12 protein-coding genes are annotated in these 12,847 nt (G+C 65.5%); 9 read left to right on the plus strand and 3 right to left on the minus strand.

The window, feature by feature from the left end; genetic code table 11:
* The first annotated feature begins 15 nt into the window (after nt 1–15).
* Nucleotides 16–573 (plus strand): nuclear transport factor 2 family protein, encoded by a 558-nt coding sequence (locus ACOGXA_RS09770; RefSeq protein ID WP_419923691.1) that lies wholly within the window; start codon nt 16–18, stop codon nt 571–573.
* A gap of 13 nt (nt 574–586) precedes the next feature.
* On the opposite strand, the gene ACOGXA_RS09775 is transcribed toward ACOGXA_RS09770, so the two are convergent.
* The gene (locus ACOGXA_RS09775; protein WP_419923692.1) at nt 587–1,411 is read right to left on the minus strand and encodes an amidohydrolase family protein; all 825 of its coding nucleotides are present in this window, start codon (nt 1,409–1,411) and stop codon (nt 587–589) included.
* An 88-nt stretch (nt 1,412–1,499) separates the two neighbouring features.
* On the opposite strand from ACOGXA_RS09775, the gene ACOGXA_RS09780 reads away from it, so the two are divergent.
* Genes ACOGXA_RS09780 through ACOGXA_RS09795 form a run of 4 tightly spaced genes read left to right on the plus strand, consistent with a single transcriptional unit; the run spans nt 1,500 to nt 5,318 of the window.
* Entirely contained in the window at nt 1,500–3,815 is a 2,316-nt protein-coding gene (locus ACOGXA_RS09780) for a CoA transferase (protein ID WP_419923693.1), read from the plus strand.
* Between the two features lie 7 nt (nt 3,816–3,822).
* Nucleotides 3,823–4,245, plus strand: coding sequence for a beta-class carbonic anhydrase (locus ACOGXA_RS09785; RefSeq protein WP_419923694.1), 423 nt, complete (start codon nt 3,823–3,825; stop codon nt 4,243–4,245).
* 16 nt (nt 4,246–4,261) lie between these two features.
* Nucleotides 4,262–5,005: an SDR family oxidoreductase gene (locus ACOGXA_RS09790; protein ID WP_419923695.1), complete on the plus strand. Its 744-nt coding sequence runs from the start codon at nt 4,262–4,264 to the stop codon at nt 5,003–5,005.
* A 16-nt stretch (nt 5,006–5,021) separates the two neighbouring features.
* Nucleotides 5,022–5,318, plus strand: coding sequence for a Dabb family protein (locus tag ACOGXA_RS09795; RefSeq protein WP_419923696.1), 297 nt, complete (start codon nt 5,022–5,024; stop codon nt 5,316–5,318).
* A 64-nt stretch (nt 5,319–5,382) separates the two neighbouring features.
* Here the strand turns inward: ACOGXA_RS09795 and ACOGXA_RS09800 are convergent, their stop codons facing one another.
* Complete coding sequence (locus ACOGXA_RS09800) at nt 5,383–6,168, minus strand: glucose 1-dehydrogenase (RefSeq protein WP_419923697.1); 786 nt, start codon at nt 6,166–6,168, stop codon at nt 5,383–5,385.
* A 69-nt stretch (nt 6,169–6,237) separates the two neighbouring features.
* On the opposite strand from ACOGXA_RS09800, the gene ACOGXA_RS09805 reads away from it, so the two are divergent.
* The 4 genes from ACOGXA_RS09805 to ACOGXA_RS09820 all read left to right on the plus strand — a co-directional run bounded on the left by ACOGXA_RS09805 (nt 6,238) and on the right by ACOGXA_RS09820 (nt 10,269).
* Nucleotides 6,238–7,728 (plus strand): flavin-containing monooxygenase, encoded by a 1,491-nt coding sequence (locus tag ACOGXA_RS09805; RefSeq protein ID WP_419923698.1) that lies wholly within the window; start codon nt 6,238–6,240, stop codon nt 7,726–7,728.
* Between the two features lie 49 nt (nt 7,729–7,777).
* Nucleotides 7,778–8,551 carry an SDR family NAD(P)-dependent oxidoreductase gene (locus ACOGXA_RS09810; RefSeq protein ID WP_419923699.1) on the plus strand — a complete coding sequence of 258 codons (774 nt, stop codon included), beginning with the start codon at nt 7,778–7,780 and terminating at the stop codon, nt 8,549–8,551.
* A gap of 14 nt (nt 8,552–8,565) precedes the next feature.
* On the plus strand, nt 8,566–9,756 hold the full coding sequence (locus ACOGXA_RS09815) for a cytochrome P450 (RefSeq protein ID WP_419923700.1): 1,191 nt from the start codon (nt 8,566–8,568) through the stop codon (nt 9,754–9,756).
* A 312-nt stretch (nt 9,757–10,068) separates the two neighbouring features.
* Nucleotides 10,069–10,269 carry a hypothetical protein gene (locus ACOGXA_RS09820; protein WP_419923701.1) on the plus strand — a complete coding sequence of 67 codons (201 nt, stop codon included), beginning with the start codon at nt 10,069–10,071 and terminating at the stop codon, nt 10,267–10,269.
* Between the two features lie 202 nt (nt 10,270–10,471).
* Here ACOGXA_RS09820 and ACOGXA_RS09825 read toward each other — a convergent pair whose 3' ends face one another.
* Entirely contained in the window at nt 10,472–12,784 is a 2,313-nt protein-coding gene (locus tag ACOGXA_RS09825; RefSeq protein ID WP_419923702.1) for an MMPL family transporter, read from the minus strand.
* Nucleotides 12,785–12,847: the final 63 nt, after the last annotated feature.

Genomic DNA, 12,847 nt, shown 5'->3' on the forward strand with positions numbered 1-12,847 from the left:
ACCAGAAAGGGCAACATGAAGATCGATCCCACTCGCAGCTGGGCGGCCGTCGAGGAACGTTTGGCGTCCACCGACAGCCCCCGACACCGCCAGCTCCTGCAAGTGCTACTGGACCATCTGGAAGCGGAGGCCACCAAGGACTTTGACCGGCTGGTGTCCACCTTGTCGGACGATCCCCAGTACCACTTCTGGATTCCCGATGCCGGATTCGATGCCGGTCCCAAGGGCTACGACGCGGTTACTGCCCACTACACCCAGCTCTATGAAGAGGGCCGCAACACCGTCCAGTACGACATCGAGCGGATCGTGGTGGACGACTACTGCGTCGTGACCGAGGGGGTGTTCCACCAGGTGTACCCGGGGCGGGTGCTGGTCGACAGGGGCCTCGAGGTGGACGATCCGTCCAGCCCTTACGCCCTGACCATGCGGCTGGTGCTGTTCTGGCCCTACGACGACGACGGCAAGCTCACCGGAGAGGACAGCTACTCCGACGGGCTTATGTTCACCCCCGAGCGCATCACCAAGCTGAGCCCGGAAGACCTGCCTGACTCCTACGCAGACGCAGGGGCCTAGCCGTCAAGCGATCTCAGTAGCGGGGATTGCGGGGGCCGAAGAACAGGCGGTCGGCGTTGGCGTAGAGGTATTTGTCGAGCACACCGTCGCGCAGGTCCAGGTCCCAGGCCTCGGTGATGCAGCGGCGCATGTCGAGGGCCGGGTGGTCGGAGGCGAAGATCACCTTGTCCTGGCCCCGGGTGTTCATGAAGTGGACGAACTCAGCCGGGAGCCGCTTGGGGCTATAGGCCGAGGTCATCAGGTGCAGGTTCTTGTACTTGATCATCAGCCGCATAGCCACTCCCCACCACGGGTCGGCCCCGTGGGCCATGCATAGCTTCAGGTCGGGAAAGCGCAGGCAGATCCGATCCAGCAGCATCGGGTCTTGGCCCTCGCCGGGCATGGGCGGGCCGGGGATGCCGGTGTTGATGGAGAGCGGCAGATCCAGCTCGGTACACTTGGCATAGAGGGGGTAGTACACCGGGTCGCTGGGGGGCACATCCACCCCGAAGGGCACCACCCGGGCCAGCGCCACCGGATACTGCTTGACCATCTCCTCCAGCTTCCACAGCACCGGCATCATTCCCCGGGGGTCGACGTGGACGGCCAGGGCAAACCGCTCAGGGTACCGCTCCACGAAATCGAAGGGCCGGGGGTTGTCCTCGCCAACAGACACCTGAATTAGGGCCTTCTCCACTCCCAGCTCGTCCATGAGCGGCATCAGCTCCTCGGGGGTGAAGCTGCGGAAGAAGTCGGCCCCGCCGTGGAGGTAGTCCTCCTTCACCCGGATCAGGTGCTCGGGGGGCTCATAGTCGCCCATGTTCACGTTTACCCAGCAATCGATGGCTCTCGGCGGCATGGCCCGACGCTATCTCGGCCAGGTGGCCGGGCTTGACTCGTTGGCGCCCCGATAGGCCTCAAGGGGTGGCAGGTACCAAGATCTAGCCATGGCCACTGCACTGGAAGGTTTGCGGGTTCTTGAACTGGGCTCGGGAGCAGCCGCGGGTGTGGCGGGCATGGTCCTAGCTGAGAACGGGGCAGAGGTAGTCAAGATCGAGCCACCACGCGGCGACCCCTGTCGGGGGCAACCCGGATTCGCTGTCTGGCATCGAGGCAAGAAGAGCATCGTGCTTGATCTGTCGGACGCCGGTGACCGGGAGCGATTCTGCGCATTAGCCCAAGTGGCCGACGGGGTTATCGAGGCGTTCCGCCCGTCGACAGCCGAACGGCTCGGCGTCGACTATGAGACCCTGCACCGGCTGAACGACCAACTTGTGTACGCCTCCATCACCGGGTTCGGCGAGACCGGGCCGTGGCGGGACCTGCCCGGCTACGAGCAGATTGTGGCGGCCAAGAGCGGGCGCATGACCACCTACGAAGGGGTGCGCCCCGGACCGGTGTTCACCCCGGTGCCCATCGCCGCTTTCGGGGCGGGGATGCTGGCCGCAGTGGGCTTGATGGCCGGTATCTCGGCCCGGGCCCGCTCGGGCCGTGGCCAGCGGGTCCACACCAGCCTGCTCCACGCCTTGAGCGTGTACGACATGACCAGCGGTCACGGGAACCGCACCAACATTCCGCCGGAGCCGGGAAGGGTCTACGGAATCATGCGGGTGCCGTTCATGACCGCGCCCACCAAAGACGGCCGCTTCATCCAGATGTGCAGCCGCCAAGCCCGCCACTACCGCCGGTGGCTGGCCGAGTTGGGCCTTGAGGCGCTGCTAGACGACCCTGACCTGGCCAATGCCCCCGACCTGTGGCCCAGCGAAGAGCGGCTGGCCGAGGCCATCGATGCCATCGAGGCCGGAATGAAAAAGCGTACCGCCAATGAGTGGATGGATGTCTTCTCCGCCAAGGACATAGGCGGCGATCCGTTCCTGGCGCCCCGGGAGTTCCTGGATCATCCCCAGTGCATCGACAACGGCCGCCGCCAAGAAGTGCTGGACGCCGAACTGGGCCCAACGGTGCAGATCGGCCCGCTCGGGCTTTACTCCAACACGCCGTCGGTGGTCGGGTCGCCCGCTCCCCGCCTCGGCGAGCACACCGGCGAAGTGCTGGGCAACTGGCCGTCTGCTGCCTCCCCCGCCCGCAGCACCGGCCGACCCGACCCCACCGATGGATTGCCCCTGGCCGATGTGACCATCTTGGATGTCGGCTATTTCTACGCCTGCCCGTTCGCGGCCACACTGCTGGCTGAGGCGGGGGCTCGGGTTATCAAAGTGGAGCCGCCCACCGGCGATCCCGGACGTCGCAACTGGACCACCGACTACGTGAAGTCGCAGGTGGGCAAGGAATCCATCGTCTTAGACCTCAAGACCACCGAGGGGCTCGACATCTTGTATCGGCTTGTCGACCAGGCTGATGTGTTCCTGCACAACTTCCGGCCGGGAACCCCCGAGCGGCTGGGCATCGACTCCGACACAGTGATGGCCCGCAACCCCCGCCTGCTCTACGTGTATGCCTCATGCTTCGGGAGCCGGGGGCCGTGGGCCCACAAGGCCGGGTTCCACTCGTCCCCCAATGCCATCGCCGGGGCCGGCGTGGTGGAGTCGGGTGACCAGAACCCGCCCCGCAACCGCACCTACGGCGATCCCACCGCCGCCTTGGCCACCGCGGCGGCCATCATGGCCGGCGTTCTGGCCTGCCGTCGCACCGGGCGGGGCCAAAAGCTGGAGACCACCATGCTCACCGCCACCGCCTACGCCGTGGCCGAATGGGGTATCCAGCACACGGGCCCCCAGGCGCCCGCGGTGGATTCTGGGCAATACGGTTTCCACGCCTACCAGCGGCTCTATGAAACCGCTGAGGGCTGGCTGGTTTTGGATGCGCATGAGGACCGCGCGCGCCGGGCTCTGGGCGCGGCACTGGGGAGTGAGCTTCCCGAGACGCCGACCGCCGAAACTGCGGACCACCTGGCCAAATTGTTCCGGGAGGACGCAGCCGAGGCTTGGGAGACTCGGTTGCTGGCCGCCGGGATACCCGCGGCCCAAGCCGACCGGGGAGACTTCTTGCACAATATGCTGAACGAAAGCCACATGAGGACAAGCGGCGCGGCCGTTGAGGCTGAACAAGACGGGCTTGGTGCCTACTGGCGAGCCGCGCCAACCATGCAATTCTCGTCTGCCCCCACCCCTTTGGCCCCTGCACTCCCCCTGGGTTGGGCCACGAAGGAAATCTTGAGTGAACTTGGTATCAATGACGAGGAAATCACCCGACTGCACGATGTCGGGGTGACCAAGCCAATCGGACACGGCCTTCCCGGCTAGAGGAATCATGAGCGAACCTTCTGAATTACTGACGTCGGTGTTGACCTGCATGGACCACCGTTTGGACCCACTCCCCATCCTCGGGCTCGAACCACGCGAAGCCCATGTGGTCCGAAACGCCGGGGGCTACCTCACCGACGACGCCATCCGGTCGTTGTGCCTGTCGCAGCAGCTCGCCGGAACTCGCCGGGTGGTGGTACTTCACCACACCGACTGCCGAGCCTCCGAAAAGACCGCCGAGGATTACCGGGCCATGGTGGAAACCGGCACTGGGGTTTCGCCAAATTGGGACGTGGTGCCGGTGGGCAACCCGCTTCAGCGGGCCCGGATCGCCATGGAGCAACTCAAGGCGTCACCGCTGGTGGATACCACCCGCTTGGAGGGCTACATCTACGACGTGAACGACGGCAGCCTGACTCCGGTCGAGTAGCCACTAACCTCGCCCCGTGGATTTAGGAATCAGCGGACGTCGGGCCTTGGTGGCCGCCTCTTCGGCGGGGTTGGGATTGGCCACCGCAGTGGCGCTGGCCGAAGAGGGATGCCAGGTGGCGATGAACGGGCGCGACTCCGACCGACTCAACGACGCGGCCGGCAGCGTGCCGGGTGCCATTCCCATCGTCGGCGACGTGTCCGACGCCGCCGGTGCTGCTGCGCTGGCCGACGCCGCCACCGAGGCTTTGGGCGGCATCGACATCCTGGTCACCAACGCCGGCGGCCCGCCCGGAGGGAACTGGGTCGACACCGACACCGACCTGTATCCGGCCGCGCTAGACCTGAGCCTGATGTCGGTGGTGGCCATGACCAAGGCGGCCGTGCCGGACATGCAAGCCCAGGGCTGGGGCCGGGTGCTGGCCATCACCTCGGTGTCAGTGCGCCAGCCACTCGACATGCTCATCTTGTCGAACACTGCCAGGGCCGGGGTCACCGGCTACCTCAAGACCATGGCCAACCAGGTGGCGGCCGACGGGGTGACCGTCAATTCCCTCCAGCCCGGTTACCACGCCACCGATCGGCTCCGGCAGCTCTTTGGAGAACGCATGGCCGACCTGGAGTCAACGGCTGCTACCGGCTCGGTAGGCGACCCCTCCGACTTCGGACGAATCGCCGCCTTCTTGTGCTCCGAGCACGCCAGGTTCATTACCGGAGCAGCGCTGCCAGTGGATGGCGGACTCTGCGCTGGACTGCAATAGGCGAAAGGAAACAGAGATGATCCGACATGTTGTGATGTTCAAGTTCCGAGACGACGCCGACGCCGACCAACGTCAAGCGGTACACGACGCCATCGCCACCATGCCGGAGGCCACTGGCGTGACCGAGGCCTACGCCATCGGCCCTGACCTGGGCCTGGCCGAGGGCAACTTCGACTTTGCGGTTGTCGGGGATTTCGCCGACCAGGCCGCCTACAAGACCTACCGCGACCATCCCGAGCACCAGCGGATTGTCTTCGACGTCATCCGCCCGGCCATCACCGACCGGGCCGCCATCCAACTCGAGATTCCCTAGATGGGCTGGAATCCCTGATGTGCGTTGTGCCTGCCAGCCGGGCAACTACGAGATTCCAGATCCCCTAGATGGGCTGGACCCCCGGCGAGGGGTAGCCGGCGGTGTACCCGCCGTCGGACACGAATTCCGACCCGGTGGAGTACGAGCTCTCATCGGAGGCCAAGAACAGCGCCAACCGGGAAATCTCCTCCGGTCCTCCGGCCCTCCCCATGGGGGCCATCCGAGCCGAGTACTCCTCGAGGTGCTCGTGTACCTCCTCGGGAGACATCACATCGCTCGAACCCATATGGGTTCGAATGAATCCGGGGTGGATGGAGTTCACCCGGATGCCCACGGGGCCCAGCTCCATGGCCGCAGTCTTGGTCATCCCCCGTACCGCCCATTTGCTGGCGATGTACGAGGTGAGGTTGTTCATGCCTATCAGCCCGTCAATGGAGGAGATGTTGATGATCGACCCGCCGCCCGACTCGGTCATCGGCCTTATGGCGGCCCGCATCCCCAAGAAAACGCCGGTCTGGTTCACCTCGGTCACCTTGCGGTAGCTCTCCAGCGTCAGGTCGGCCAGAGGGGATGGCTCGGCGATTCCGGCGTTGTTGACCAGCACGTCCAATCGCCCGAAAGTGTCCATCACCATGTCCATGGCGGTGGCCCACTCGTCCTCGTTGGTCACGTCCAAGTGCTGGTAAACCGCGTTTGCACCGATGTCGGCGGCCACGGCGGCGCCCTCGTCGTCGAGAACTTCGGCCACCACCACCTTGGCCCCCTCGGCGGCGAACACCCGGCAGTGGGACTGTCCCATCCCCCGGGCTGCACCGGAGACAAACGCAACCTTGTTGTCCAAGCGTCCCATGATTCCTCCGTCTTCTATTGAGGGCAGCACTGAGGGTAGCGTTTTCCGAACGCACGCAGAGGGGTGGACATGAGCACACAGCATGCTGAGGCAGCCAGCGGCAACGGCGCCAGAGACCTGCGGATCGCCATCATCGGCGCCGGACCGGGCGGGCTGTGCGCCGCCATCCGGCTGCGCCAGTCGGGCTTCGAGAACTTCACCGTTCTGGAGAAGAGCGGCGGCGTGGGCGGCACCTGGTACCACAACCGCTATCCCGGCTGTGCCTGCGACATCCAGTCGGAGCTCTACTCGTTCTCCTTCGAGATCAACACCACCTGGACCCGCCCCTATGCCCGCCAGCCCGAGATCCTGAGCTACATGGAGCACTGCGCCGAAAAGTACGGGGTGCTCCCCCACTGCCGGTTCAACGACGCGGTTAAGTCGGCCCGCTGGGATGACGACTCCGCCGCGTGGACACTGACCACCGAGTCGGGCGCCGAGGTTGAAGCCGACGTGGTGATCAGCGCGCTGGGCATGTTCAACGACGTGCCCCTGCCCGGCATCGAGGGCTTGGACTCCTTTGAGGGCACCACCATCCACTCGGCCCGCTGGGACTGGGACCACGACCTCGCCGGGGAGACCGTGGGAGTGATCGGCTCGGCGGCCAGCGCGGTGCAGCTTGTTCCGGAGATCGCCTTAGAGGTGGGCCATCTCCAGGTGTTCCAGCGCACCGCTAACTGGGTGCTGCCCAAAGAGGACGAGCCCTACACCCCCGAGGAGATGGCCGCCCGCCAGGCCGACCCCGGCATCGTGGTGGCCCGCCGTGACGAGCTGTTCGAGCAGGTGGACACCGGCATGGCGTTCAAAGACCCCAACCGGCGAGCCGAGATGGAGGCATTGGGCGTTCGTGCCCTTGAGGAGGTGGCCGACCCCGAGCTGCGGGCCAAGCTCACCCCCACCCACATGTGGGGCTGCAAGCGTCCGCTGTTCCACAATGAGTACTACGCCACCTACAACCGCCCGAACGTGGAGCTGGTGACCGACGCCATCGAGCGGATCACCCCCAAGGGGGTGCTCACCGCCGACGGCACCGAGCGGGTGATGGACACCATGGTGCTGGCCACCGGGTTCTCCACCACCAAGTACCTGTCGGCCATCGAGGTGATCGGCCGAGGTGGCCTGGACATCGAGGACGCCTGGAACGACGGCGCCACCGCCTACATGGGCATCACCACCACCGGGTTCCCCAACCTGTTCATGCTGTACGGCCCCAACACCAACAACGGCTCAATCATCACCATGATCGAGTACCAGGTGGAATACGCCCTGGCCCACATCCAGCGCCTGGCCTCCCAGCGCCTGGCCTGGGTGGACGTGAAGGCCGAGCCCATGGCCCAGTACAACGAGTGGGTCCAGGAGGGCATCGCCGGCATCGAACCCTGGCACGCCAGCTGCAACGGCTACTACCGCAGCCCCAGCGGCCGCATCGTCACCCAGTGGCCCCACAACATGACCACCTTCAAGGACCAGACCGCGGCCATCGACGAGGATGCCTACGAGGCCGCAGCCCTGGCGGACTGAACCCGGCCAGAGCAACAAACAGCACCCGGACCCACAGGAGGCATCGGCAATGAGCGGACGACTGGAAGGGAAGGTGGCGCTCATCACTGGCAGCGCCCGAGGGCAGGGTAAGGCTGAGGCCCGCCGGTTTGTGGCCGAGGGGGCCAAGGTGGCCATCACCGACCTGCGGGACGTGCTGGGCGAACAACTGGCCGCCGAATTGGGGCCCGACACGTTCTATCAGCAACTCGACGTGACTCGGGAGGACGACTGGGACGCCGCGGTGGTCGCCACGGTGGAGCGGTTCGGCAAGCTGGACATCTTGGTGAACAACGCGGGTATCGGGGCGTTCGGCACGCTGGAGGGACTCGACCTGAAGACCCACCACGAGATGATCGACGTCAATCTCCACGGCGTGTATCTGGGTATGCGGGTGGCCAAGGCCGCGCTGGTGGCCACCGGCAACGGGGCCATCGTGAACATCTCCTCCATCGACGGCATAGTCGGCGTGCTGGGCATGACCAGCTACTCGGGCAGCAAGTTCGCGGTCACCGGCATGACCCGCTCGGCGGCCATCGAGCTTGGGCCGCTGGGGGTGCGGGTCAACTCCATCCATCCGGGCGTGATCAACAGCCCCATGGTGCAGGAGGCCCCGCCCGAGACCCGGGCCCGGCTCGACCGGCTCATGGACATGCAGCCCATCAAGCGCATGGGCGAGCCCGACGAAATCGCCTCGCTGGCCCTGTTCTTGGCCAGCGACGAGGCCGGCTACATAACCGGTGCCCAGTTTGTGATCGACGGCGGGCACCTGGCCGGCCCGTGGCGGGATTCTTTCGAGGAATAGCGGAGGACAGAGCCGTGACCGACACCCTGCCCCCGTTCGACCCCCACAATCCCGAGTACTTCGAGACTGGCCTGCCCTTCGACCTTTTGGCCGAGCTGCGCCAGCAAGGACCGGTGGCCAAGACGCCGCTGGGCTACTACCTGACCCGTCGCCTAGAGGCCGACGAGCTGCTGTATGCGGTGGACACCTACGGCTCCGACATGACGCCGGGCACCGGGCTCGGTGGCGTGGAGGAAGTCCCCCAAGAGCAATTGTTCTTGCCTGAGATCGACGAGCCGGTCCACGGGCAGATCCGCCGGCTGTACAACTCGGCGCTGGGGCCCCACCGCACCATGAGGATTCAGCCTTTCGTGCGCGATACCTGTGAGGCGCTGCTCGACGCGCTGGCGGGCGGGGATCCCGTCGACCTGCACGCCGATTACGCCGTGCCCATTCCTTGCGAGGTGATCGCCCACATCATCGGGCTCCCCGAAGGCGGCGCCGACAAGTTGAAGGTGTGGTCGTCGGACGGCTCGGTCATGTTCCGGGCCGTGTGCCCCCAGTACGCCCCCGACGGCCCGCCCATCACCGGCTACTTGCGGGACTTGGTGGCCCAAGAGCGCCTAGCCGACGAGCCCAGCTCACACACCTACAAGGTGTTCTTGGACGCCGAGATCGAAGGCGAGCCCCTCAGGGACACGGTGATCGCCCACCAACTCCAGACCATGGTGTTGGGCGGGGTACACACCACCCGGGGCCTTTTGGCCCACTCCATGCACCGGCTCATTGTCGAGCCCGACACCTGGGCCGCTTTGGAGGCCGACCGGGAGCTGATCCCGGTGTTCGTGGAGGAGTCGCTGCGCCACGACTCGCCCGCCCCCCGAGTGGCCCGGCGGTGCTTGAAGGACACAGCCCTGGGCGGAGTGGAGATGCAACAGGGCGACTGGGTGGAGGTGGGCCTGGCCTCGGCCAATCGGGATGAGCAGCAGTACGACGACCCCGAGGACTTCCGCCTCGACCGCCCCGACCCCCTCAACCACGTGGCCTTCGGCGCCGGCGCCCACGTCTGCCCCGGCGCCAGCCTGGCCCGCCTCGAAGGAGTCACCGCCATCGAAACCCTGCTCGACCGGGTGGCCGCTCTAACCCCGGTGGACGGTTTCGAGTACCCACCCCTCCCCGCCAACCTCGCCTACAGCGACCTCCCCACCCACATCACCTGGCGCTAGATCCAGGAGACCTTCATTTTGTTATACTATAATAGTGATTGAGATAACATAGCACTAGTTACAACGCACTAATGTGCGTGCTGTGAAGAGGGTGGACCTCTTGAAGGAACTCAGACGAATTGCCCAAGATAAAGGGCATATGCTTGAACTGCGGCGCAAAGGAGCCAAACATGAAGTCTGGCGCTTGGGCGACACCACACTGACGATCCCCCGTCATAGGGAGATTTCTCGGTTCACCGCTGAAGGGCTGATCAAGGACGCGCAAAAGGAGCGACCATGTCGGTAGCACGCCACACTGATGCTCACCCATCAGTGAGTGACACCCACCACCTAACTGTCGTCCGCTCCGGCAAATGGTGGGCGATCAAGGCAGTCAACCTCCCCGGCTGTCATTCACAGGCACGGTACCGCCACAAGATCGAGGCAACCGCCCGAGACGCCATTGCCCTGTGGTTCAATGCCGACACAGCCGAAGTTGGCCCCCTGATCGTCAACTTCGTCGAACCAGACTGACCGCGCTACATCACACTCCATTGGGCAAATCTTCAGGCGGTAGCTACTCCCAATCCGGGTTCCAGTGGTTGTAGGCGGTTACTTCTTGGACGGGGTGGAGGAGGGCGGGGCGGAAGTTGGTGCCTAGGGTGCAGGCGACGGGAAAGAGGCCAGCTTGGATGTGGGCTCGGCATCGGTTGATCCTCTTGCGGGAGCGGTCTACTCAGCCGTCTGTCTCTGCCGGCTGGCGGGTTCCTTCGATGGAGAGATTGGGCAGCAGACGGTCGAGCCACCCCGGCAGCCACCAGTTGCGGGCGCCGAGCAGCTCCATGGTCGACGGCACGATGAGCATGCGCACGAAGGTGGCGTCGATGAACACCGCGGTGGCCAGGCCCAGCCCGAAAACCTTGGGAACGCGATCGTCCTCCAGCACGAAGCTGAGGAACACCACCACCATGATGGCGGCCGCCGCGGTGATGACCCGCGCAGTGACGGCGAGGCCGTCGGCCACGGAGTTCACGGGATCGCCCGTTCGGTCGTACTCCTCCTTGATCCGAGACAGCAGGAACACCTCGTAGTCCATCGACAGCCCGAAGACCACCGCGAACAGCATCATCGGGATGAACGGCTCGATCGGTCCGGAGTCCACGCCGATCAGCCAGCCGCCCCAGCCCCACTGGAACACCATGACCATGACGCCATACGCCGCGCCTATCGACAGCATGTTCATGATCACCGCCTTGAGGGGGACCACCAAAGACCGGAAGACCATCATCAGCAGGAGGAATGACAGGGTCAGCACGGCCAAGAAGAACACGATGAGCCGACCTCCCAGATAGTCGGAGAAGTCGATGTCGGCGGCCACTGCCCCCGTCACCAGTGGCCGGAGAGTCGAGCCCGCCACTGCGCTCGGCACAACCTCGTCTCGCAGGGCATTTACGAGAGCTTCGGTTTCGACATCTTGAGGCGCAGTCGCGGGCTGGACCAGCAACAATGCCGCCGCGCCATCGCTGCTGGGTCGGGGAGGCGACGCAAACGCTACGCCCGGGGCCTGGTTCAAGTCTCCCGACAGCCGGTTGAGGACCTCCAGATCGGCGGGGCCGTCCACCTCGGCCACGATGAGCACGGGGCCATTGGCCCCCGGACCGAACCCCTCGGCGAGAAGGTCATAGGCCTGCCGGGCCGACGTGTCCTCAGCCAAATTGCCCTCGTCGGAAAAGCCGAGGCGGAGGTCGAGCACCGGCGACGCCAAGAGCAAAAGGAGGGCCGCTCCCCCGATGGCGAACGACCAGGGGCGGTTCTGCACCGTCCGGCTGAGGCGGTACCACAGGGTCTGGCGCAGCGGTTTCGGCGCAGGCGGCGCCAGCGGTCGGCGCAGGGGGTTGCGTCGGGTGCGAATCGAGCCGAGGACGGCGACCACCAAGGCGATAGGCAAGCCCACCAGCAAGGGGCGGAACCCGAACCCGACGCCTAGTAGCGCGACAGCTACTAGGCCAGCTACCGCGATGCCCCGCCATCGGGTGACGTCGATCCGGTCCCCCAGCAGCGACAGCACGGCTGGCAGCAGCGTGATCGAGCCGATGACCACCATGGCCACGGTTACCGAGGCCACCAGCCCGACCCCGGCAATGAACTTCACGCCGATGAAAGAGAGCCCGAGCAGCGAGATGACCACGGTCATGCCGGCGAAAACCACCGAGCGCCCCGCGGTGTCGAGCGCCACAACGGCGGCCGACTCGGCATCGAGTCCCTGGCCGCGCGACTCCCGGTAGCGGGTCACGATGAACAGCGCGTAGTCGATACCGGCCCCGAGGCCGATCATCAGGCCGAGGGTTGGCGCCAGATCGGGGATCTGCACGACGTTGGTCAACAAGATCATCAGCCCGATCCCCGCGCCCACCCCCAGCACCGCAACAAAGACAGTGGTGCCCATGGCCACGACCGATCCGAGCGCCAGAATCAGCACGACTATGGCGAAGGCCAGCCCGATGGTCTCGGCCTCGGGAGGGTCGAACCCGGCGAGGGCATTCCCTCCGATCTCCACTCGCAATCCAGGGGTGTCGTTCAGCCCGGCATCGTCGATCAGGGCTCGGATCTCGGCGCCAATATCGCCCGATTCGTTGTCGTCGACGCTGGGGTCGAGGGTGATCGGGGCGTAGGCGATGGTGCCGGGAGCATTGCCGGCGGACGAGACGAGGCGGAAGCCCTGGGGCTCATAGGGGGAGACGAGGGTCACATCGTCGAGGGCCCGCACATCCTCGAACAGCGCCGACATGGCCGCTTCGACCCTGGGGTCGCGAGCTCCCGCCTCGGCCTCGAAGACGATCGAGCCGGTCAGGCCGGAGCCAAACTCCTCAAAGTGCGCTTCGAGGATGTCGAACCCATCTCCGCTCTCGGTGGAAGGGATCTCTCGCTGGCTGTCGAACGACGAGCCGATGACCCCGATGGCGGCCAACATGGCGGCCAAAACGACCATGCCAACGAGCACGGCCCGCCACGGGTGGCGGAAGCTGGCGCAGGCATAGGAGGCGAGCACGATGACCTTAGGAGTAGGGGGTGAAGGGATGCCGAAGGGCTGGCGGCGGGGCCAAACCTAGTG

The organism is Candidatus Poriferisocius sp., assembly GCF_965208475.1.
GTDB lineage: Bacteria > Actinomycetota > Acidimicrobiia > Acidimicrobiales > Bin134 > Poriferisocius.